Below are 20,185 nucleotides of genomic sequence, written 5' to 3'. Positions count from 1 at the left end.
AGAGGGTTGCGCTAGCGTTATTGATGCTAGCCTTCCTCAATCTCTCGGTTGCGCAAGCTCAAACGATTGCAGGGGATTCGATTTTCGAACCCCTTTCTTCAGAGTCGGGTAATCCAGCGCGTGGCAGGGCGATTGTGACAAGGCGTCAAACGGGTTTGTGTTTGCTGTGTCACAGCTGGCCATGTCCAGAAGAATGCTTTCAGGGCAACTTGGCGCCTGAATGAAAAATGAGCGTAGCTCGCTTGAATATTCCGCAATTACGAGCTCGGATCGTGAATGCGGCGCACTTTAATTCACAAACTATCATGCCAGCGTATTTTCAAACGACTCATCTTAACCGAGTGACATCTAAATTTGCAGGCCAAACTATCTTGACTGGTCAAGAGATAGAGGATGTCATCGCTTTCTTGGCCACGTTAAATAACGAAAACCTGAAATGAAAAAACCATTCACCATCGCCGCTATTCGAGACGGCAAAGTCACCTTAACCATTCCCCCGTTGGTGGAAAATGGAAATTTAGTAGTCCTTAAAGTCAGTGTTGAGAGTCCAATGACAGCTAATGATTATGTCAAGACTATTCATGTGATTGCAGAGGGAAATCCGCTCCCAAATATTTTTTGCTGTTTACCTTACCCCTAGATCAGGCGCTGCGAATATTACACCTTGTGTCCGTTTGGCTGATAGCCAAAGAGTCTGGGCAATTGCGCAGATGAATAACGGCACCTTCTGGCAAGGCTCGGCTGAAACTCTGGTAACCCTTTCTGCTTGTACGGAGATGGTATGAGTAAAACCTCTCGCACATCCATCACTATGCCGACAACGGAAAAAAGATGTCATTATCGAGATCCGTGCAATTGCGCCGCATGATATGGAGTCTGGCTTTCGGTATACCGAAAGTGGCAAATGAATTCCTCGAGATATTATTCGCACACTCACTTGCACTTACAACAACGTTGAGGTGTTTAAAGCGGATTTTTTATTCTGGAATCGGCGCTCATCCATTAATCATCTTCACGACAGTTGCTGTAGAGTCTGGAACTCTCGAGTTCAGATGGGTCGGTGATAATGGATATGAGGCAGTCAATCACGCTAGCATTACTGTTTCGTGAACAAGCGACTTTTTCTTTTTCTGAGCGGAATTTGTTTGCTGCTAGCTGCTGCTGTACTTGAGCTGCTCAGTATGGCTAGAGGGGCTGTGCAACCGATAATAAAGCAAGCAGAAATAGCGGCGCTTATGTAAGTAAATAGCCTTATAAATACAGATTACTTAGCGCGACAGGCAACGTTATAAACCCCTGCTGGCCAGGAACCATTTTCAATCGTCTCGAACGGGCTATCTGGAGTTTGTTTTGCTCTTCCGCTACTTGTCCTTTGCCCATATTTCCGGTGAAGGCTTTAAATTCAATGGGGCGGTATTTCACAGTAGCGCAGTCGTATTCATTTAGGCCAATAATCGAACTCACTTTTTCTTTGGTGTTTGGATTTTGTCCAGGCTTTTTAAAATCCAACATGGATAAGATTTGAGATTTATCGCCTTATTTTTGAAGGGTTGCCGTATCTACAAAAACAGTAAACGCATCTGTTTTGCCAATTTCTTGCCATTCCGCGAGTGCGTTGCCTGAGCAGATCAAGGAGGCGCCTAAAGCAAATAGAGAAATGATTTTTTTCATGAGAAGCCCTTAAATGACCGGTAACAATGCAGTCATTTTACCTGCCCAAAGCAGGGGGTGGGATTTTTGAGGCTCGCCAGACTGCTACCTATTTACTAGCTCGAGTTGGCGATTGCTCGATTCAGGCTTCATTTGCAATGGAAGATATTCGCTATTTGCCCACATGGAGTTTATATTGCGATACAGCTTGCTTTGCACCCACCCAGACTGGCCTGTTTGGTATATGAAGACTGATTTTTCAAGATTCGATAAGTCGAAAATATTGCGCAGACTAGGGGCCTGCAGCGTTTCATATGGATTCTTGGATCGTAAACGTTCTAAACGTCCCACATTGACTGAAAAGCTGTCTCCCGGAAAAGGAGTTCTTATATTAAAAAACTACCAAGCAGTGGACTTTTTCTAAATGGGCGATGCTCAGAGATTGCTATATGCGCTTTGCCCAAAAGCCAAGTTTTAGGATCGTTGCCATATTCTTTGCTGAGGTATTCCAGTGCTTTATCAAGGGCAATGTTAGATGACTCTTGACAGGTTTCCACTTGCTCAGTTTTGGGGTCGTCACACCAGGGGCTGTTGGCATGCTGAACTTGATAAAGTAAAGGCGATCGATAGTTTCGCAATCCGTAGTTATCTGAAAATAAATAACCCAGTCTAGATAAAAGATTACGCGTCAATTGATCAGCCCAAGCGTTAAATATGAGAGCGCCTCCGCTATCTAATTTCATATCGCCATCAACGCTTCTACCAATTTCCATGGCTTTGGCGGTTAAGGGGTGTGAGGATTGACTGGACTTAAATAGATTTAAAAGTGGAGTGGCCGCAAGAGATAGGGTGTCGCCTTGCATTGTTTTCATATCATCAAATGAATGGATGTTTTTAGACTTGATGAATTCGACAATGCGGTTATAGCGCGCAGGCAAATCCCAGTCGCTGGTTAAGGGGTTGGGGTCGTTAGCAGCAATGATTTTTTGATTGGCGGTCGCTATCCAGCCTTTATCTGGATTGTTGCTAGCAGGAAGCTGTTCACATGGAACATAACCGTTCCAGTCATATTGACGTTCCCACCCGGGGGCTGATGCCACACCATACAAACCATGATGCAACAGTCTTTTGTGGGCGATTCCCGCGGCTTGATAGGCAATACTGCCATCTGTATCGGCCATCACCACATTTTGCATGGGCGCATAATTTTTGCGTAGCGCCTGTTTGCAATGATCCAAGTCGACTGCACGGTTCATTTCGAATAAACCAACAACCGATTGATGTTCAATGTCGAGCGCTGTCCAACGCAATGCTAGGGCATAGTGATCGGTATCAATAGCACGTTTAGCGCGTGCATACGAGTCAGAGATAACGGGGCCATGTCGAGTTTCTTTTACTAGAACAGTAAGGGACGGAGATCCCTTGATATCGATAATCTCTTGATGCACTTTGAATGGAAGTGGACCATCTGGGCCTCGATACATGCCAGGATTTTTTGCATCACTTTGTTCTATATATACATCTTGAACATTGGGGCCGGTATTTGTAAAGCTCCAGGCGAATTTCTCTGTTCTGCCCAAAACAATTGCTGGAATTCCGGGGAGCGTTCCACCGATCACATTTAATCCAGGGGCTTCAAGATGGGCGAAGTGCCAAATGGCTGGCGCAGATAATCCAAGGTGAGGGTCATTGGTCACTAGCGGTTTACCGGAAGCGCTTAGCTTGCCGCTTAAGGCCCAGTTATTAGAGCCAATACCGTCTTTACCGCCGAACTGATCCCACTGACCTAACTCTGTAGAAGGTAAATTTTGAGGTTTTTTCTGCGGGGCCTTGGGTTGGGTGAAAGACCCCGAGATCTCTATACAGCTTAGCAAAATCCATATTGCTGACTGGTTCACCGGGTTAGTTGGGTGGAGTGATTTCCCATACTTGTTTGGTGTTGAGATATTGAGAGAGTTCGAGTCTTTGCAATTCTTTTTGCCAATTCCCACCGAGGTCATAAGCCATCATCAGTATCCAGGCAAGGCTATCTGTTGGAGACCAGTGACCTGGTTTTGCTCCAGTTAAGAAGTATTCAATCGGAAGCGCCCATCCCAATTGCGCATTGCCAGCATTTACGCCATCCGCGTATGCTTTCAGCAGTCGCTTGGCAGAAACGGGATAGCGATCAAATTGACGTTCTGCTGCACGCTTGATACCCAGTGTGCGCACAAAGCGATCAATTTTTACGGTGTCATTGCCTAAAATTTCGGAGAGTCGTCCGCTAGCAATACGGCGATTCATTTCCATTGGCCAGGATCGTTCGCTGGCATGCAGATAGCCTAAGGCACAGTAGGCGTCAGCCTGACTTTTTGCTTTGATATGATGGATGTCGACTTCATCAAAGGTGATGGCTACGGAGTCTCCGAGGCCCTTAATCGTGCGCTTACCTGAAATGTTGGATTTGGCGGAATACAAATAGAGGATGGTAGCGGCCAAAGCTGCCAACAGACATAAGCCACTTAGCAATAGGGTAGCTTGTAAAAGCTTGCTTGCCCCACTTGATTTACCAAGTAAATTCATGAAAGTATTTTAATTGTTTTATCCACCCTAGGCTTGGACGGTTAGGTAAAAAAGGGCTCTAGGAGCCTATAGGGAGCTTGCATGCTAAAATTTCGCTTGTCTTGATTTATTTAGCACGGCTTTATGGTTCGTGCGAGCCCGAGTGGTGAAATCGGTAGACACAGCAGATTTAAAATCTGCAGACTCAAAAAAGTCGTGCCGGTTCGATTCCGGCCTCGGGCACCACAGACACTCAGTTCTCATTTATGAAATTACTCCAACTAATACTTTGCTCGTGTCTGTGCGCCTCATCGCTGCATGGGGTGTCGACGTACTTGAGTTCAATTGCAAACGTGCGGCAAAAAACTACACCGAAGACTATGAAATGAAAATCATACCTGCTTCAGGTTCTCAAAAGGCAAAAGTATTTTTAGATGGCCGCGATTTAGATCAGTCCGATGCGTTTGGGTCCCAAAGAGTTAAGAGTGTCGTTCTTGCACGCCCCAATATTTTGATTTCAATTGAGGCAAAGTTTGAGCCCCAAGAAGTAATGGGTGTTTCTTATCCGGCCGGCAATGTTCTAACCAATATTACCCTTGACCCTGTCACCGGCAAGTTTAAGAAGGTAGAGAAAATACACGGTGGTATTTTTGGCGAAACCATTGGAAATGGCACCCATACTTCCGAAGAGTCGTGTTTGCCCTCTAAGATGCCATACAAGAGCAAATAAACTTAGTTTGGCTCTGTCACAAATCCGAGCTTAGTTAAGCCCGCACGGCGTGATGCTGCAAGCACTTGCGCAACATATTCATACTTCACCGATTGATCGGCGCGAAGATTAATTTCTGGTTGAGGATCTTTTTGAGCAGCTTTCTCAGCATAACCATCAAAGGTTTTTAAATCAATCGGCGTGCTATTCCAGAAGATTTGACCTTTGGCATCAATTGATAATTGAACTGATTCAGGCTTCACTTCATTGCGTACACTGTTTGCTTTTGGTAGCTCCACTTTCACTGCTTGCTGAATCACAGGCAAGGTGATGATAAAGATTATTAACAGCACCAACATGACGTCAACCATTGGCGTTATGTTGATTGCCGACATGATGTTATCGTCGTTTTGGTCGTCCTGAATGTGAAAAGACATGATGATTCCCCGGAGTTAAGGCGGGCACCAGTGACAAAGTAGGCTAATAGGTCATTGCCAAAACGATTTAAGTCCGCAAGAAATAATTTGTTGGCGCGATTAATGGCGTTAAAGGCGAGAACGGCGGGAATCGCTACGGCCAGTCCAAGGGCGGTCATGATGAGCGCTTCGCCGATTGGTCCGGCAACTTGGTCGATCTGCGCGCTACCCGAGCTGCTGATGGAGATTAAGGCGTGATAGATGCCCCACACCGTTCCAAAGAGGCCAATAAACGGAGCAATTGCGCCTGTAGATCCCAAGAAGGTCAAGCCTTTTTGAAGTCCAGCGGCAACCGTATCAATGCTGTTTTTTTTCACGCTTCTTGCCATCCACTCTGAGTAGTTGAGTGTTTGCAGGAGTTCGCGGTGATTGGTGGATTGGTTTTGGTGATGGGTTGATGCCTTGGTAGCCAATTGCGCAATTTGATAATAAGGATTGGATGCGTGGTTGCTAAACGCTTGCAAGCCTTGATCAAATGATGTGGCACGCCAGAACCGCTCAAGCTCAGGTTTTAGTTTTCGTAGATTGCGTAAATCCCACAGTCTGGTTAGCAAGATCACCCACGTCACAATAGAGCAGGTGAGTAGAGCAATCGCTACAAATCGGGTAATCGCATCGTCTTCAATCCAGAGATTTGCAATTCCAAATGGTATGTTCATATTGATTAATGCTTGAGGTTAAATTTGATTAAAAGATTAGTGGAAATTCTTTGGGGTGAGCTATTTACTAAAAAAGGTTTGAAGCGATAGCGTTTGCCAATATCAGTAGCCGCGCGATCTAACCTAGGGAAGGTGCTTGATTGCAGTAACGCCACATCTTCTACGCTACCCGTTTCGTCAATAATCAATCGCACTACGACTGCGCCTTGTTCACCGGCACGTTTTGAGAATGAAGGGTAGTAAGCATCCGCATCTGGCTGGTAAAGCACAACTAGTTTACCAATGTCGGTTTGAATTGGAGTTCCGCTAGCACCCCCACTGGTAGCGGGGGCTACAGATGCATTTTGGGTCTGCGCATCCGATTTGCTCTGAGTTTGATTTTGTTGTGGCGCTTGTTGTGCCTGGGTGGAGCTGGGTTTATCAGTAGGTTTTTCTTTCGGCTTTTCCTGAATAGCTTTCTTCTCCTCTTTTGGTTTTGGCGGAGTAGCCGCAGGAGGTTGCTGGCTTTGACTGGCTAATTCTGGGCTGACCAAGTTTGCCATGACGCGCGCATCATCAATGTGCGTGGGTGCGTTTGCTCAAGTGCAAAAACTCTAAAGCAGGGAGGGCATGTAAAAGCAATACGATGCCAATAATGATGCGTTCAGTTTTATTGAATGGAATATAGACATCCACATTTTTCAGTAGAGCACTCATCCTGCCTCGCCTAAGATACGTGCTTGCACTGAATACATTGTCAAATCAGCAGACATTAAATCTTGCGCCATCGATAGCAGAGATTTTTCATCTTTACTGCTCATCAATAGAATCGATCCAAAAGTGGATTTGGGGTTGCTACTCTGTTTAATGGTTTCTAGTTGTCGCTTTAACTGCCTAACAACAGCATCGCTGGTATCAATTAAGGTAATCGACTCTCCAAGCAACTTGCAGATCGCTTTCCTTAAAAAAGGGTAGTGAGTGCATCCCAATACCAAGGTATCAGCGCCTGCATCTTGAATGGGCTCGAGATGCGTGGCTAGTAACTCTAAAGTGTCTTGACCATCGGCTTTGCCCGCTTCTATCAGAGGAACTAAGTCTGCTCCTGCTTGCTTAATGAAGCGACAGTCACTGGGCAGCGTTGCTAATAAGGCATTGAATTTATCGCTTTTGAGGGTTGCCTCGGTGGCCAAGACGCCCACAATATGATTTTGAGACTGCATTGCCGCAGGCTTGATGCCAGGCTCTACGCCAATGATGGGGATAGAGAGTTGCGCTCGTATTTGTTTAATCGCTTCAGCGGTTGCGGTATTGCAGGCAACCACAATGGCATTACACCCTCTACTTGCTAATAGTTTGCATAAGCTGAGGCTACGTGAGGCGATCCACTCGCTCGATTTCTCTCCGTAGGGTGCGTTAGCGGAGTCGGCAAGATAAATGTAATCGTGCTGGGGAAGCTGGTGTAGAGCCTCATCCAAAATGGATAAGCCTCCAACGCCAGAATCAAATACTCCGATGAGTGCCAATGGGGTGCCGGGTTTCGCTTAAAACTCTGCGAGCAAATGGACTAAGCAAGCTTGACCGGAATTCCGCCAATCTTCGCTTGCCATTCTTTCGGTCCAGTCTCGTGCATCGAAATGCCTTCAGAGTTGACTGCAACTGTCACAGGCATGTCTTTGACATCAAACTCATAAATCGCTTCCATGCCTAAGTCGGCAAAGCCAACCACTTTAGAGGTCTGAATTGCTTTAGATACCAAGTAAGCAGCTCCACCAACAGCCATTAAGTAAGCGGACTTATGTTTCTTGATTGCCTCAATCGCTACTGGGCCACGCTCAGCTTTACCAATCATGGAGATCAGCCCAGTTTTAGCCAGCATCATCTCTGTGAACTTGTCCATGCGTGTTGCTGTTGTAGGTCCCGCAGGGCCAACCGCCTCATCACGTACTGGATCAACAGGGCCAACGTAATAAATGACTCGATCTTTGAAGCTCACTGGTAGCTCCTCCCCTTTGGCGAGCATATCTTGAATGCGTTTGTGTGCCGCATCGCGACCAGTCAAAATTTTGCCGTTTAGCAATAGTGTTTCGCCTGGTTTCCAGCTGGCTACTTCTGCGGCTGTCAAAGTATCTAAGTTCACACGCTTGGATTTCTGAACATCCGGTGTCCAGGTCACTGTTGGCCAGTCAGATAGCGAAGGTTTGTCTAGCTTGGCTGGGCCATCACCATGTAAATGGAAATGCACGTGACGGGTAGCTGTGCAGTTTGGAATCATTGCCACAGGTAATGAAGCGGCATGTGTTGGGTATTCCATGATTTTGATATCGAGAACAGTAGCCAAGCCACCAAGACCTTGCGCGCCAATACCAAGCTTGTTTACTTTTTCATAAAGCTCTAAACGTAATTCTTCTGCGCGTGTCTTCGCTCCTCGAGCGATAAGTTCTTGAATATCAATTTGCTCCATCAATGATTCTTTGGCCATGAGCATGGCTTTTTCTGGTGTGCCACCAATACCAATTCCCAAGATGCCGGGCGGGCACCAACCGGCGCCCATCATAGGGACGGTTTTGAGAACCCAGTCCACAATCGAATCTGATGGATTGAGCATCACCATCTTCGCTTTGTTTTCTGAACCGCCACCTTTAGCGGCGCAGATGACTTCCACATCATCACCCGGAACGATTGCGTAATGGATTACTGCTGGAGTGTTATCGCCAGTATTTTTGCGTTTGCCTGCTGGATCCGCTAGTACGGAAGCGCGCAAGGTGTTGTCAGGATTGAGGTAGGCGCGACGCACACCTTCATTCACCATTTCAGAAACACTCATCGTGGCATCTGGCCATTGCACATTCATACCAATTTTGAGGAAAACCACAGCAATGCCGGTGTCCTGACACATTGGACGATGGCCTTCCGCGCACATCCGGCTATTGGTCAAAATTTGCGCGATCGCATCTTTGGCGCCGTGACCTTGTTCGAGTTCATAAGCCTTGCCCATGGCGGTAATGAAGTCCTTGGGGTGATAGTAGGAGATAAATTGAAAGGCGTCCGCAACGCTTTGAATGAGGTCGTTTTGTTTAATATTGGTCATGGTTTTTGGCTTATTTCCACATTATTAGTAAGGTTTGCCCCATTTTAAGGGTTTGCCATAGAGCAAATCCCAAGTGTTTTCACTTATCTGCTTAGATCTTGAGGGTGAAAACCTGTCATTTTGCGACATTTGCTCGCGTTTGTAGTTGATTTTAGATTATGGATGATTTGATAGAGGGCTGTGAAGCATGGAACCATTAAAGCAAGAAAACCGCGTTTTTAACCCACCGTCGGACTTTGTTAAGGGTGCGGCGATTCCGGGCATGGAAGCCTATAACAAGCTTTGCGCCGACGCTGAAAAAGATTACGACGGTTTCTGGGGTCGCCTTGCTAACGAGAACATCTACTGGAAAAAGCCCTTTACTACAGTATTGGATGAGTCCAAAGCGCCTTTCTATAAATGGTTTGAGGATGGCACAACGAACGTCTCTTATAACCGCTTAGATCGTCAAGTTGAGGCGGGTTTAGGTGATAAGAAAGCCATCATTTTTGAAGCCGATGACGGCACAGTAACCAAAGTAACTTACAAAGAGAGGCTGGAGCGTGTTTGCAAAATGGCAAACGTACTCCGTAAGATGGGCATCAATTCTGGTGACAGCGTCATTATCTATATGGCGATGACCATTGAAGGTATTGTTGCCATGCAAGCATGCGCTCGTATCGGCGCGATTCACTCCGTTGTATTTGGTGGCTTCTCTGCGCAAGCTTTGCGCGATCGCATTATGGACGTTGGTGCTGTTGCAGTGATTACCGCAGACGGACAGTTCCGTGGCGGCAAAGCATTGCCACTCAAAGCCATTTGCGATGAAGCGCTCTCGACTGGTGAATGCCCTAAAGTAAAGAATGTGATTGTGAGCAAGCGCACTGGCACTGATATTACGATGCAGGCAGGCCGTGACGTTTGGATGCAAGAAATCGTAGCGAATGAAACAACGACTTTCGATCCAGAGTGGGTAAGCGCTGAACATCCATTGTTCATTCTTTACACATCAGGTTCAACCGGTAAACCAAAAGGTGTTCAGCACTCTACCGGCGGTTACCTCTTGTGGGCCATTCTCACAATGAAGTGGACCTTTGACATCAAACCAAATGACGTGTTCTGGTGTACTGCTGACATTGGTTGGGTAACGGGTCACTCATATATTACTTATGGCCCACTCGCTGTTGGCGCCACTGAGATTGTGTTTGAAGGCGTGCCAACATATCCAAATGCTGGACGTTTCTGGGAAATGATTCAAAAACATAAGGCATCTTATACAGCTCCAACAGCGATTCGTTCTTTGATCAAAGCCTCTAGTAATGATCAAACTGTGCATCCAAAGAGTTTTGATTTATCTTCATTGCGTCTCTTGAGTTCTGTTGGCGAGCCGATTAATCCAGAAGCGTGGATGTGGTACTACGAAAATGTGGGTGGCTCACGTTGCCCAATCGCGGATACTTGCTGGCAAACCGAAACTGGTGGTCATATGATCTCCCCATTGCCTGGCGCAACCCCAATGATTCCAGGTTCATGCACATTGCCATTGCCAGGGATTCAAACGGCTATCGTTGATGAAGCGGGTGTTGATGTTCCAAATGGTCAAGGCGGTATTTTGGTTGTGAAGCGTCCATGGCCTTCAATGATTCGCACGATTTGGAATGACCCAGATCGTTTTGTGAAATCCTATTTCCCAGATGAGTTGGGCGGCACTTTGTATCTCGCAGGTGATGGCGCGATCCGTAATCAAGACACTGGCTATTTCACCATTACCGGTCGTATTGATGACGTGTTGAACGTTTCCGGTCACCGCATGGGAACGATGGAGATTGAATCTTGCTTGGTTGCTAACCCATTGGTCGCTGAGGCAGCAGTAGTAGGTCGCCCTGATGATCTGACTGGCGAAGCGATTTGTGTATTCGTGGTGCTGAAAGGCGGTCGTCCGACTGGTGAGGATGCGAAAAAGGTTGCTACTGAGTTGCGCAACTGGCTCGGTAAAGAGATTGGCCCAATCGCCAAGCCTAAGGACGTGCGTTTCGGTGATAACTTGCCGAAAACCCGTTCTGGCAAGATCATGCGCCGTCTCTTGCGCGTGATTGCTAAAGGCGAAGAGGTCACTCAAGACACTTCAACCCTTGAAAATCCAGCGATTTTGGACCAACTCAAAGAGTCTCTGTAAGCGCTTATAGCTGTTTTTAAGAGCAAACCCTTTCGGCAACCGTATAATCTGGGGCTGTACGGAATGGTGGATGAGCGGTTTAAGTCACACGCCTGGAAAGCGTGCGTAGGTTAATAGCCTACCGCGGGTTCGAATCCCGCCCCTTCCGCCAAGCAGTATTGAAACCACCTTCGGGTGGTTTTTTTTCTTTTATAACTTGCCGTAGTATCTTGGTGAGTAAGTATTAAAAAACCAATTAGCAGATGGATAGAAAGATGATTTTTGCAATCTTGTTGATGGATCGCCCTGGCGCTGCTGATTTGCGCGTTCAGATTCGGCCTGAGCACCGCGCTTATTTAGCGAAACTGGCTGATCGCATGGCTTTTGCTGGACCCCTTACCTCTGAAGATGGTCAGACTACTGTTGGCAGCTTGCTTGCAATTGATTTTCCAAGTAGGGGAGATGTAAATGCTTGGTTAAAGGACGAGCCTTTCACTAAAGCGGGTGTTTATGAGAAACCGGTTATTCACGTATTTAATAATATGTGGACTCAAAAAGTAGGCTTTCCACCTGCGCAGTAAATGATTTGATTGATTAAAGTTTTTGTATTGCATTCAATGGTTCTAAGTCAATTTCCTCGTCTGACTAAGTGGCTGATTCGATTCGCTGCCACAATGTTCTTGTGCGCAATGATTTTTTGGGCAGGGGCGCATCTAATGGTCCCAGGCTTTGTTAAAAAGTCAGTCGCTGAATTTGGCGACAAGATTGGCTACGACCTTGCTTACCAAGATCTCAGCATTTCTCCGCTAAGACTCAAGATTGAGCTTGATAGTCTTCATCTGGCAAAAGAGGGTGGCTCCAAGCTGTTGGAGTTTAAAAAGCTCGCCATTACTCTGAAATGGACCAAGCTCATATTGGGTGAATTAGGTTTTGATGAGATTTTGCTTGAAGACCCTAAGGTGCTGGTAGAAAAGCGATTACCTAAGAGCGCTCATTCAGGAGTGTGGAATTGGCAAGAATTCATCGCATCTGTTGAGAAATCATTACCATCTTCCGATCCGAGCAAACCCAAGAAGCCACTCAAAATATCCATTGATGAGTTATTGGTGAACTCCGCATCATTCAGCCTGCAGGATGACTCAAGAAAACTCAAGGAAGAGCTCAAACCTTTTACGATGAAGATGCTTGATGTGGCTAACTACGATAAGAATGGTGTGGTTACAGGAGTTCGTGGGCAATATGACTTTAATCTTGGAGCCTTGCAGATAGCGATACCCGGTATGAATAAGAGCGTTGCCTATCAGCACGTTGCCATTACTGGTGGATTGGATAATCCTCAGCCAGGTAAATTAGGCGCGCAATTGAATATGAGGCTAGATGATGGCAGAATCAACTCCCATTGGGATTTCAATACCGATTCAAAATCAGTATATGGAAAGGTGGAGATTCAGAACCTGTCAATGGCGCCCATTATTTCCTTGTTGCCGGCCAACAAGGAGTTAGTCGGTGAAAGTGGTGTTATGAATGCAGGGCTAACAGTTGGTATTGGCGGCAGTGCCGATGTGGTTTCTGGTGATATTCATATTTCAGACTTATCCGTCCTGGAGAAGGGGCAAAAAACGCCGTTGATTGTGTGGAAGATGGCGGATGTTCGTAAGCTTGAGTACAGAAGCCTTAAGTCAAAACAGAGATCGAGTAACGCGCTTGCCATTGACGAGATCGTGATCAATGCACCAACCCTCCAGTTTGAAGTTAATGAAGACGGTTTTTCTAATTTCAGAAGATTGTTTTCTAAACCCGCTGCTGATTCGAAACCTGACACTGTACATTCTTCTAAGCCAGATAAATCATCCGAATTCAATTTGGATATTCGTTCTATCAATTTGAGGAATGGTGAGGTGTTCTTTTCTGATTTAGCAATGCGCCCAAATTTGAAGTTGGATCTGAAAAAATTTAATGCCACGCTTTTAGGAGTTAGCAATACTCCTGGACGTTTTGCCACTGTGGCTATGGATGGGGCCGTTGTAGGTTCGGGAAGCATGCGGGCGAAAGGGCAGGCGTCTTTTGATGATCCAAGACGCAACCATGACATCACGATGACCTATCGGAACTTACCCTTGTCCGCTTTCAATCCTGCGGTGATGACATTTGCTGGCTATCAGATTGCCAGCGGTCGCCTCAATCTCAATTTAAATTACCGCGCTAAAGATGGCGAGTTAAATGGTAGCAATCAAATCATCATCAAGAAGGTGGTGTTAGGTGATGAAGTGCCGGAATTTACTGGCAAAAAGTTGCCCCTGGGTTTGGCAATCGCTTTGCTAGAGGATTCAGATCACACCATTGACGTAACGGTTCGCATCGCTCGTAATGTTGATTCTCCAGAATTTAGTGCGAGTGGCTTGGTGTGGCAGGCTATTAGCAATGTTTTGACGAATATTGCTACAGCACCGTTTAGGGCCTTGGCGGCCATAATGGGTCTTGGTGGTGAGGAGGACATCAATGCCGTTCCTGGCGAAGCCGTGTTCTTGGCGGCCGATCAAGATCGGCTAGAACAGTTTGGTGAATACCTGGTCAAACGACCTAACTCCAGTTTAGAGGTTATTGGTACTTACGATTCTGTACAGGACAGGAAAGAGCTTGCCAGGGCAAAAGCGGATACGGCTATTTTGAAGGATGCGGGATTCAAGTTAACTCCGGGTGAGCCGGTTCCCGCACCGAGCCTGTCAGACCCAAGAGTTCAGGCTGGCTTAAAGGCGGCATACGCTCAATATGTTGGACGCATCAAGTTGGGTCAGCGACTGTTGATGCTTCCAGATGGCGAGAAACGAAACGAGCAGTTACACGCCGAGTTAATTGCGGGTATTGAAGTAACGGACTCTGAGTTGAAAGAATTAGCAAAAACTAGGGCAAAGGCGGCTTATGGGTTTATGGTCAAAGCAGACCCCAGTCTAAAAGATCGCATTCAGCTGGGTGAAGTGAAGACGGTAGAGGCTGGGAAAGAGGGTATTCCTCTCGATGTTGCGATCAGCATCAAGTAGACTTGAGGTCATGAATTCAATAAAATTGCACATTTTCTTTATATCCATTGTATAGTTGCTCTTTTGGGTCTGGCTGGTTGTGGCTCGATTGAGCAGGCCGCCCAGGATGGCTGTACGTCTATCGGCTGGCAAATTGGCAGTAAGGGCTATCAAGACTGTTACAAAGCCAGACTATATGAGCGCAAGTTGGATTACTCTTTGCCGCCTGGCGACAAGTCTTCACCATCCCTCCTTTAACAGGGTAAACCCTGAATTCAAGTCCTGGAGCAACGTCAAGGACTTAGGGCATTAAATAACCCAAAATAAAGCGTTATTTTGCATATCAATGGATTTGCTAAGTATTTGGCTTAGCAGGGTTTTTGGTTGGCAAAACGGGATAAAGCGTTGCAGTGGTGCAAAGCAAAAATAGCAATAACTATAAAAATTAGAGACTACGAACTATGAATCATCCAAAGCCTTCTGGAGAGGTCAAAGTGGTTGCGGTTGCAACTTCAGGTGATTTGATGGAAACCATTCGCCGTAAGAGTAAGTTGAAGGGGCGCCAAGCGGATGATGCTTCAATCGCTGAAGTGCGTCAATTAATTGGTAACGCACCACATCGTCGCGACTTGCTGATTGAAAATCTTCACAAGTTAAATGATGAATACCTTGCCTTGCACGATCGCCACTTAGTTGCCTTGGCTAAGGAAATGAATTTGCCGATGGCTGAAGTGTATGAAGTAGCCACCTTCTATCATCACTTCGAAGTAGTGCGCAGTGATGATCCAGTTGCGGATATCATTGTTCGTGTTTGCGATGGCATTGCCTGTGAGTTGGCTGGCGCGCAAAACTTATTAGAAAAATTGCTAAGCATCCTGGGCAATCCCAAGATTAAAGTGGTTGCAGCCCCTTGCGTGGGTCGATGCGAGCAGGCGCCTGTAGCCGTAGTTCATCAATATCCCGTTTTGTTTGCGACGACCGACAAGGTGAAAGCTGCTGTAAGCAATAAGCTCACTACTCAGCCAATGGCAAAAGATGACGCCAACTTTGATCCAGCTTCATTGGCCGAGCAGGGCATTTCACCACAGGGTGAGATGCAAGCAGTTTTCCCTGATTATGTGGGTTACGAGTCTTATCGCGCTCAAGGCGGTTACGCTTTAGCCAAAGAAATTGATGAAGGCTTGAAAGATGCCGAGAGCATCATTCAAGCCATGGAGAATTCTGGTCTGCGCGGTTTAGGCGGCGCAGGATTTCCGGCGGGTCGTAAGTGGCGCATTGTAAAAGATCAAGTTGCTCCAAAGTTGATGGCAGTCAATATCGACGAATGTGAGCCAGGGACATTTAAAGATCGCACTTACTTGGAGCGCGACCCCCATCGTTTCTTATAGGGATTGTTGATTGCTGCAAATGTAGTGGGCATCGATGCTTTCTACATCTATTTGCGCGATGAATACCATGGTTGTCGAGAGTTGCTCGAGGCGGAAGTGGCAAAGCTCAAGGCTAATCCTCCATTCCAGTTGCCCCAATATTGCGTTGCGTCGCGGCGCAGGCGCCTATATTTGTTGTGAAGAGTCCGCAATGATTGAAAGTATCGAAGGAAAGCGCGGCGAACCTCGCATGCGTCCTCCATACATCGCTCAATTTGGTTTATTTGGTAGGCCAACTTTAGAGCACAACTTTGAGACGCTTTATTGGGTGCGCGATATTGTGCAACGTGGCCCCGAGTGTTAGTTCTTGCGGTCGTCATGACCGCAAGGGGCTGCGTAGCTTTAGCGTCAGTGGCCGTGTGAAGAAACCAGGAGTAAAACTAGCGCCAGCAGGTACTACCATCCAAGAACTGATTGATGAATATTGTGGCGGCATGCAAGAGGGTCACAAGTTCTACGGTTATTTACCAGGCGGAGCATCTGGCGGTATCTTGCCAGCAACTATGAACGACATTCCGCTCGACTGTGATACTTTGCAGCCTTATGGATGTTTCATCGGATCAGCCGAAGTCATGGTGTTGAGAGATAAAGAAAAAGCACGCGATATGGCGTTGAATGTCATGCACTTCTTTGAGCATGAGGAGTTGTGGTCACTGCACTCCTTGTCGCGTGGGTACAGGCAAGGCTGCGCAATTGATGCAGGCTAAATCCTGGGATCAGGAAACTTGAGCAGATCTAGCAACCGTGATGGTTGACGCTTCTATTTGTGGTCTAGGTCAAGCCGCTCCAAATCCAATCCGCTGTATTCATAAATATTTCCCGGAAGAAGTAGCTTAATAACAGTACATATAAAAATCAGGGAATAACGAGACAAACATGAACGCACCAACAAATCCTCAAGCACTCGAGTTGCAAACTGTTGAGTTCAACCTAGATGGCAAGACGATTGTTTCTTATGAAGGGGAGACAATTCTCAAGACGGCCAAGTGCCACGGCATTGATATTCCGCATTTTTGTTTTTAAAGATGGCTATCGTCCAGACGGTAATGTATTGCAAACACGCCGATTCCTTAGACAATACAAAAAACTAAATGACAAAATCGCCCAGGATGTCGATGACGCTGTAGTCGAGGTGGCTAAAAACCCACCATTGGAGAAAAAAGAAGGGCGACTTGTCTGAATTGTGGGTATTTCAGTTTAGAAGTGGCAACCAGCTTTATTTGCTTGGATATTCGGTGGATGGTGGGTTAAGACTAATTTATTTGGACTCTATAGGGTTTCATGAAAATTTCTATCGAGACATTAAGCGATAAATAAGCGAATATCTCGGACGACCTTTAGAATAAGACCTCGATGGCCAGTTCAAAACCCTCCTCAAGCTCCAGCAGTAAAGCTGAGCATCCTGTCCTCATTATTGGGGCAGGCTTAGCTGGTCTGACTGTTGCCTTGCACATGGCTGAATCTCAGCCCGTGATTTTGATGGCTAAACGCGGTCTAGGTGAGGCTGCTACAGCTTGGGCTCAAGGCGGTATTGTTAGGGTGGTAGACAAAGAGCATGACAGTATAGATTCTCATGTAGCTGATACTTTGGATGCTGGTGCAGGTCTTGTGGTGGAATCAACAGCCCGGTATATCGCTGAAGAAAGTGCGGAAGCCATGCGTTGGTTGGTTGAGCAGGGCGTTCCATTTACAGAAGATAAATCGGGCCTCATGGTTTTGCATTTAACCCGTGAAGGTGGCCATAGTCATCGTCGTATTGCGCACGCTGCAGATGCAACTGGCAAAGCAATTCATGAAGTACTCTTGGATAAAGCGAGGGCGCATAAAAATATTCAGATTCTGGAGCATTGGATTGCTATTGATCTCATTACTAATCGTCAATTAGATGCAAAAACGCAGCGCACCAAGCCGAATCGTTGTTATGGTGTGTATGCACTCGACATTAAAAATAATCGCGTAGAAACGATTGAAGCCAAATCGGTGGTTTTGGCTACTGGTGGTGTGGGTAAGGTTTATCGCTATACCAGCAACCCTGACATCGCCACTGGTGATGGTATTGCCATAGCCTGGCGCGCAGGCTGCCGTGTAGGCAATATGGAATTTATTCAATTTCATCCGACTTGTTTGTATCACCCGAGTGACCGCACTTTCTTGATTACCCGAAGCGATGCGTGGAGAGGGTGGTTTATTGAAGCTACCTAATGGCACACGTTTTATGTCAGAGCACGATGACCGCAATGAATTAGCTCCGCGTGACATTGTCGCTAGGGCAATCGACTTTGAGATGAAGAAGCATGGCTTAGATTATGTTCATCTAGATGCTACCCATTTTGGCGAAGCATTTATTAAAGAGCATTTTCCGATGATTTATGCACGCTGCATAAGTATCGGCTTAGATATCACTAAAGAGCCTATTCCGGTAGTGCCAGCGGCGCATTACACCTGCGGTGGTGTGGTGACTGATCTTAAAGGTCGCACCGATTTACCGGGACTCTATGCAGTAGGCGAGGCAACCTACACCGGTTTACATGGTGCCAATCGTTTAGCGAGCAACTCTTTATTAGAGTGTGTAGTGATCGGTAAAGCTGCGGCTGAAGATATTTCTTCTTGGAAGACGCCAGCAATGCCAAATCTGCCACTTTGGGATGAGAGTCAGGTTGAAGATGCGGATGAGCAAGTGGTGATTGCTCATAACTGGGACGAACTTCGCTCTCTGATGTGGAATTACGTCGGTATCGTGAGAACCAATCGACGTCTTGAGCGAGCGCTTCATCGCATTAAACTCCTCCGTTATGAAGTGCAAGAGTATTACGCTAACTTTAAGGTGACGCGTGACTTAATCGAGCTTAGAAATCTTCTGGAGTGTGCGGAGCTTATCGTTCGATCGGCGCTTATGCGTAGAGAAAGTAGGGGGCTGCATTACAGCCGCGATTACCCCGGTACTTGGGCAGTGTCTTATCCAACTATTCTGACTCCCCAAGTGGAAGGCGCTGAGAGCGATTCAGCTGCATAGAAGCATAAGACCAGGCTAACCCAGCTCAAGTTAAACCTCGACCAGATAAAACAGTGATTTTTGGTGCTAAGCTAGCAAAAGCAAACGGGGGAGTGTCATGGCTAGCTTGAAAGAAGAGGGCTACGAACACATATCAGCGGTTTACCAAACCGCTGCAGATGAGATTAAGGTTTGGCGTTTTAAAAGAAGTGTGGCCGCTGATATTTGTTCTTATTCTTGCTTTAACTGTTTTGATCTGGTTTGCAAAACCTGCGCCGCCCAATAAGGTGTTGATGGCTACTGGTTCAGGCGGCTCCTACAAGGTCCTGTGTGAGAAATACAAATCCTATTTTGAGAAAAAAGGAATTGATCTTCAGTTGGTGGAGACGCATGGCTCTAAAGAAAATCTCCAGCACCTGATAGATCGCAAAGACCCAACATACAGGCAGCCTTTGTACAAGGAGGAATGATTGCGGTAGAAAACTGAGCCGGTGTTCAGTCTCTTTGTAGTGTGGACCATGAGCCAGTATGGATTTTTTATCGCAAGGATGTCTTTAATGAGCGTGCTCATATTACTGACCGAGATATCGCTAAGCTGAAGATTAATATTGGACCGGTTGGCAGTGGCACACGTACGCAGGCGTTAAATATATTTAAGTTAAATAATTTAAATACTCATTCTCCAAATTTATTAAGACTTGGAAATGCCGATGGAGTACAAGCGCTAGAGTCGGGTCAAATCGATGGCGTTGTTTTAGTAGATGGCTTTGACTCTCCAAATGTCCAAAAACTAATTACAAATCCCGCTATTAGGCTGTCTACATTTCAGCGCGCAGATGACTATACTCGTTTATTGCCTTGTTTAGAGGAGGTTTCTGTGCCGATGGGTGGTTTTGAGCTAGGAAACAATATTCGCGATCACACTATCCAGCTCATCCCCACTACCACCAATCTCTTGATTGACGATCGCCTGCATCCCAGCTATCCAGGTGCTTTTTTTAGAGGCCGCCCGTGAGATTAATGGCCCCAAATCGTATTTCTCAAAGGCGGGGGAGTTTCCTGTCTACATGAATACCGAAGCACCATTGAGCGAAGAGGCTAAGTTTTTTTCTCAAAAAGGTATGCCGATTCTAATGAAGGATCTGCCATTTTGGTTGACTGAATTCTTGGAGCGCATGTTCTTCCTCTTGCTTCCCTTTGCGGCGTTTGCTTATCCCATTATTAAATCAATTCCCACTTACAGAACCAATTTGGCGAAGAAGCAGATTAATTCAATTTATAAAGAATTGGATAAATTTGAACAAACCACAATCGAGAATTTTGACCCTAATCGTAGAAGCGAATATATTGAGGTACTCAATGAGATGGAGCGAAGAGTGCTTAGATCAAAAGCGGCTAAGCTTGCCACTGCTGAGTGTTATAGCTTGAGAAGTAATATTGAGTTCATCCGTAACGCACTAGAGCGGCAGATGATTTATAGGGGTATGGGGAGGGCTAATTAGGCAAATGCTTT

24 protein-coding genes, 2 tRNA genes and 2 pseudogenes are annotated in these 20,185 nt (G+C 46.3%); 18 read left to right on the top strand and 10 right to left on the bottom strand.

The features are described from left to right. Positions 1-23 precede the first annotated feature (23 nt). Genes DXE35_RS09755 through DXE35_RS11400 form a run of 4 tightly spaced genes read left to right on the top strand, consistent with a single transcriptional unit; the run spans position 24 to position 785 of the window. Complete coding sequence (locus DXE35_RS09755) at positions 24-224, top strand: cytochrome c family protein (RefSeq protein ID WP_231970038.1); 201 nt, start codon at positions 24-26, stop codon at positions 222-224. 3 nt (positions 225-227) lie between these two features. Beyond that, positions 228-440, top strand: a complete 213-nt coding sequence (locus tag DXE35_RS09750) for a cytochrome c family protein (protein WP_197713988.1) — start codon at positions 228-230, stop codon at positions 438-440. Continuing rightward, the gene (locus DXE35_RS10500) at positions 437-640 is read left to right on the top strand and encodes a thiosulfate oxidation carrier protein SoxY (protein WP_231970037.1); all 204 of its coding nucleotides are present in this window, start codon (positions 437-439) and stop codon (positions 638-640) included. Before DXE35_RS09750 ends, DXE35_RS10500 begins: the two co-directional genes overlap by 4 nt. After that, on the top strand, positions 588-785 hold the full coding sequence (locus DXE35_RS11400; RefSeq protein WP_415070022.1) for a thiosulfate oxidation carrier protein SoxY: 198 nt from the start codon (positions 588-590) through the stop codon (positions 783-785). Before DXE35_RS10500 ends, DXE35_RS11400 begins: the two co-directional genes overlap by 53 nt. A gap of 466 nt (positions 786-1,251) precedes the next feature. Here the strand turns inward: DXE35_RS11400 and DXE35_RS10495 are convergent, their stop codons facing one another. From DXE35_RS10495 to DXE35_RS10985, 5 genes are all read right to left on the bottom strand, one after another. Then, a complete protein-coding gene (locus DXE35_RS10495; RefSeq protein WP_231970036.1) occupies positions 1,252-1,512 on the bottom strand; it encodes a surface-adhesin E family protein in 261 nt (86 codons plus the stop codon). 24 nt (positions 1,513-1,536) lie between these two features. Beyond that, the gene (locus DXE35_RS11000; RefSeq protein ID WP_269459868.1) at positions 1,537-1,671 is read right to left on the bottom strand and encodes a hypothetical protein; all 135 of its coding nucleotides are present in this window, start codon (positions 1,669-1,671) and stop codon (positions 1,537-1,539) included. An 84-nt stretch (positions 1,672-1,755) separates the two neighbouring features. Next, positions 1,756-2,001, bottom strand: coding sequence for a penicillin acylase family protein (locus tag DXE35_RS10995; RefSeq protein ID WP_269459867.1), 246 nt, complete (start codon positions 1,999-2,001; stop codon positions 1,756-1,758). Positions 2,002-2,036: 35 nt separating this feature from the next. After that, the gene (locus tag DXE35_RS10990; RefSeq protein ID WP_197713987.1) at positions 2,037-3,524 is read right to left on the bottom strand and encodes a penicillin acylase family protein; all 1,488 of its coding nucleotides are present in this window, start codon (positions 3,522-3,524) and stop codon (positions 2,037-2,039) included. A gap of 28 nt (positions 3,525-3,552) precedes the next feature. After that, on the bottom strand, positions 3,553-4,212 hold the full coding sequence (locus tag DXE35_RS10985; protein ID WP_197713986.1) for a penicillin acylase family protein: 660 nt from the start codon (positions 4,210-4,212) through the stop codon (positions 3,553-3,555). A gap of 136 nt (positions 4,213-4,348) precedes the next feature. Between DXE35_RS10985 and DXE35_RS05245 the strand changes: the two genes are divergently transcribed. Together DXE35_RS05245 and DXE35_RS05240 are read left to right on the top strand one after the other, a co-directional pair. Then, a tRNA-Leu gene (locus tag DXE35_RS05245) sits at positions 4,349-4,437 on the top strand. Between the two features lie 49 nt (positions 4,438-4,486). Next, positions 4,487-4,921 (top strand): hypothetical protein, encoded by a 435-nt coding sequence (locus DXE35_RS05240; protein WP_231970035.1) that lies wholly within the window; start codon positions 4,487-4,489, stop codon positions 4,919-4,921. 2 nt (positions 4,922-4,923) lie between these two features. On the opposite strand, the gene DXE35_RS05235 is transcribed toward DXE35_RS05240, so the two are convergent. The 5 genes from DXE35_RS05235 to DXE35_RS05215 form a co-directional block, all read right to left on the bottom strand. Continuing rightward, positions 4,924-5,337, bottom strand: a complete 414-nt coding sequence (locus DXE35_RS05235) for an ExbD/TolR family protein (RefSeq protein WP_114689794.1) — start codon at positions 5,335-5,337, stop codon at positions 4,924-4,926. Then, a complete protein-coding gene (locus tag DXE35_RS05230; RefSeq protein ID WP_114689793.1) occupies positions 5,277-6,035 on the bottom strand; it encodes a MotA/TolQ/ExbB proton channel family protein in 759 nt (252 codons plus the stop codon). Before DXE35_RS05230 ends, DXE35_RS05235 begins: the two co-directional genes overlap by 61 nt. Before the next feature lie 5 nt (positions 6,036-6,040). After that, on the bottom strand, positions 6,041-6,577 hold the full coding sequence (locus DXE35_RS05225) for an energy transducer TonB (protein ID WP_231970034.1): 537 nt from the start codon (positions 6,575-6,577) through the stop codon (positions 6,041-6,043). Between the two features lie 150 nt (positions 6,578-6,727). Continuing rightward, positions 6,728-7,537 carry a glutamate racemase gene (gene murI, locus DXE35_RS05220; RefSeq protein ID WP_114689792.1) on the bottom strand — a complete coding sequence of 270 codons (810 nt, stop codon included), beginning with the start codon at positions 7,535-7,537 and terminating at the stop codon, positions 6,728-6,730. Between the two features lie 41 nt (positions 7,538-7,578). Next, positions 7,579-9,102: a fumarate hydratase gene (locus DXE35_RS05215; RefSeq protein WP_114689791.1), complete on the bottom strand. Its 1,524-nt coding sequence runs from the start codon at positions 9,100-9,102 to the stop codon at positions 7,579-7,581. A 187-nt stretch (positions 9,103-9,289) separates the two neighbouring features. Here DXE35_RS05215 and acs point away from each other — a divergent pair, with 187 nt between their 5' ends. The 12 genes and pseudogenes from acs to DXE35_RS05160 all read left to right on the top strand — a co-directional run bounded on the left by acs (position 9,290) and on the right by DXE35_RS05160 (position 20,174). Then, entirely contained in the window at positions 9,290-11,257 is a 1,968-nt protein-coding gene (gene acs / locus DXE35_RS05210) for an acetate--CoA ligase (protein ID WP_114689790.1), read from the top strand. Between the two features lie 60 nt (positions 11,258-11,317). Continuing rightward, positions 11,318-11,408 (top strand) — tRNA-Ser (locus DXE35_RS05205). A 103-nt stretch (positions 11,409-11,511) separates the two neighbouring features. After that, complete coding sequence (locus tag DXE35_RS05200) at positions 11,512-11,817, top strand: YciI family protein (RefSeq protein WP_114690385.1); 306 nt, start codon at positions 11,512-11,514, stop codon at positions 11,815-11,817. Positions 11,818-11,853: 36 nt separating this feature from the next. Then, positions 11,854-14,274 carry a DUF748 domain-containing protein gene (locus tag DXE35_RS05195; protein WP_114690384.1) on the top strand — a complete coding sequence of 807 codons (2,421 nt, stop codon included), beginning with the start codon at positions 11,854-11,856 and terminating at the stop codon, positions 14,272-14,274. A 440-nt stretch (positions 14,275-14,714) separates the two neighbouring features. Further along, positions 14,715-16,517, top strand: a pseudogene (locus DXE35_RS05190) (NAD(P)H-dependent oxidoreductase subunit E). 39 nt (positions 16,518-16,556) lie between these two features. Next, positions 16,557-16,703, top strand: a complete 147-nt coding sequence (locus tag DXE35_RS05185; RefSeq protein WP_114689789.1) for a 2Fe-2S iron-sulfur cluster-binding protein — start codon at positions 16,557-16,559, stop codon at positions 16,701-16,703. Continuing rightward, positions 16,636-16,860 (top strand): type II toxin-antitoxin system RelE/ParE family toxin, encoded by a 225-nt coding sequence (locus DXE35_RS11395; protein WP_415070015.1) that lies wholly within the window; start codon positions 16,636-16,638, stop codon positions 16,858-16,860. The genes DXE35_RS05185 and DXE35_RS11395 overlap by 68 nt, the downstream gene beginning before the upstream one ends. A 55-nt stretch (positions 16,861-16,915) precedes the next feature. Then, a complete protein-coding gene (locus DXE35_RS11390) occupies positions 16,916-16,993 on the top strand; it encodes a type II toxin-antitoxin system RelE/ParE family toxin (protein WP_415070296.1) in 78 nt (25 codons plus the stop codon). A 40-nt stretch (positions 16,994-17,033) separates the two neighbouring features. Continuing rightward, a pseudogene (gene nadB, locus DXE35_RS05175) lies at positions 17,034-18,693 on the top strand (L-aspartate oxidase). Positions 18,694-18,851: 158 nt separating this feature from the next. Then, positions 18,852-19,142, top strand: coding sequence for a hypothetical protein (locus DXE35_RS09280; RefSeq protein ID WP_162784965.1), 291 nt, complete (start codon positions 18,852-18,854; stop codon positions 19,140-19,142). A 41-nt stretch (positions 19,143-19,183) separates the two neighbouring features. Further along, positions 19,184-19,687: a TAXI family TRAP transporter solute-binding subunit gene (locus DXE35_RS05165; protein ID WP_114689787.1), complete on the top strand. Its 504-nt coding sequence runs from the start codon at positions 19,184-19,186 to the stop codon at positions 19,685-19,687. Between the two features lie 52 nt (positions 19,688-19,739). Continuing rightward, on the top strand, positions 19,740-20,174 hold the full coding sequence (locus tag DXE35_RS05160) for a hypothetical protein (protein ID WP_114689786.1): 435 nt from the start codon (positions 19,740-19,742) through the stop codon (positions 20,172-20,174). The last annotated feature ends 11 nt before the right edge of the window (positions 20,175-20,185 follow it).

The organism is Polynucleobacter necessarius (assembly GCF_900095215.1).
GTDB classification, from domain to species: Bacteria; Pseudomonadota; Gammaproteobacteria; order Burkholderiales; family Burkholderiaceae; genus Polynucleobacter; species Polynucleobacter necessarius_H.
This window is presented reverse-complemented; position numbering and strand designations above follow the sequence as displayed.

Coding starts and splice junctions, on each gene's coding strand:
- DXE35_RS09755 (WP_231970038.1), top strand. CDS start 24: ATGCTAGCCTTCCTCAATCTCTCGGTTGCGCAAGCTCAAACGATTGCA.
- DXE35_RS09750 (WP_197713988.1), top strand. CDS start 228: ATGAGCGTAGCTCGCTTGAATATTCCGCAATTACGAGCTCGGATCGTG.
- DXE35_RS10500 (WP_231970037.1), top strand. CDS start 437: ATGAAAAAACCATTCACCATCGCCGCTATTCGAGACGGCAAAGTCACC.
- DXE35_RS10495 (WP_231970036.1), bottom strand. CDS start 1,512: ATGTTGGATTTTAAAAAGCCTGGACAAAATCCAAACACCAAAGAAAAA.
- DXE35_RS11000 (WP_269459868.1), bottom strand. CDS start 1,671: ATGAAAAAAATCATTTCTCTATTTGCTTTAGGCGCCTCCTTGATCTGC.
- DXE35_RS10985 (WP_197713986.1), bottom strand. CDS start 4,212: ATGAATTTACTTGGTAAATCAAGTGGGGCAAGCAAGCTTTTACAAGCT.
- DXE35_RS05235 (WP_114689794.1), bottom strand. CDS start 5,337: ATGTCTTTTCACATTCAGGACGACCAAAACGACGATAACATCATGTCG.
- DXE35_RS05230 (WP_114689793.1), bottom strand. CDS start 6,035: ATGAACATACCATTTGGAATTGCAAATCTCTGGATTGAAGACGATGCG.
- DXE35_RS05225 (WP_231970034.1), bottom strand. CDS start 6,577: ATGGCAAACTTGGTCAGCCCAGAATTAGCCAGTCAAAGCCAGCAACCT.
- DXE35_RS05215 (WP_114689791.1), bottom strand. CDS start 9,102: ATGACCAATATTAAACAAAACGACCTCATTCAAAGCGTTGCGGACGCC.
- acs (WP_114689790.1), top strand. CDS start 9,290: ATGGAACCATTAAAGCAAGAAAACCGCGTTTTTAACCCACCGTCGGAC.
- DXE35_RS05200 (WP_114690385.1), top strand. CDS start 11,512: ATGATTTTTGCAATCTTGTTGATGGATCGCCCTGGCGCTGCTGATTTG.
- DXE35_RS05195 (WP_114690384.1), top strand. CDS start 11,854: ATGGTTCTAAGTCAATTTCCTCGTCTGACTAAGTGGCTGATTCGATTC.
- DXE35_RS05185 (WP_114689789.1), top strand. CDS start 16,557: ATGAACGCACCAACAAATCCTCAAGCACTCGAGTTGCAAACTGTTGAG.
- DXE35_RS11395 (WP_415070015.1), top strand. CDS start 16,636: ATGAAGGGGAGACAATTCTCAAGACGGCCAAGTGCCACGGCATTGATA.
- DXE35_RS09280 (WP_162784965.1), top strand. CDS start 18,852: ATGAGATTAAGGTTTGGCGTTTTAAAAGAAGTGTGGCCGCTGATATTT.
- DXE35_RS05160 (WP_114689786.1), top strand. CDS start 19,740: ATGAATACCGAAGCACCATTGAGCGAAGAGGCTAAGTTTTTTTCTCAA.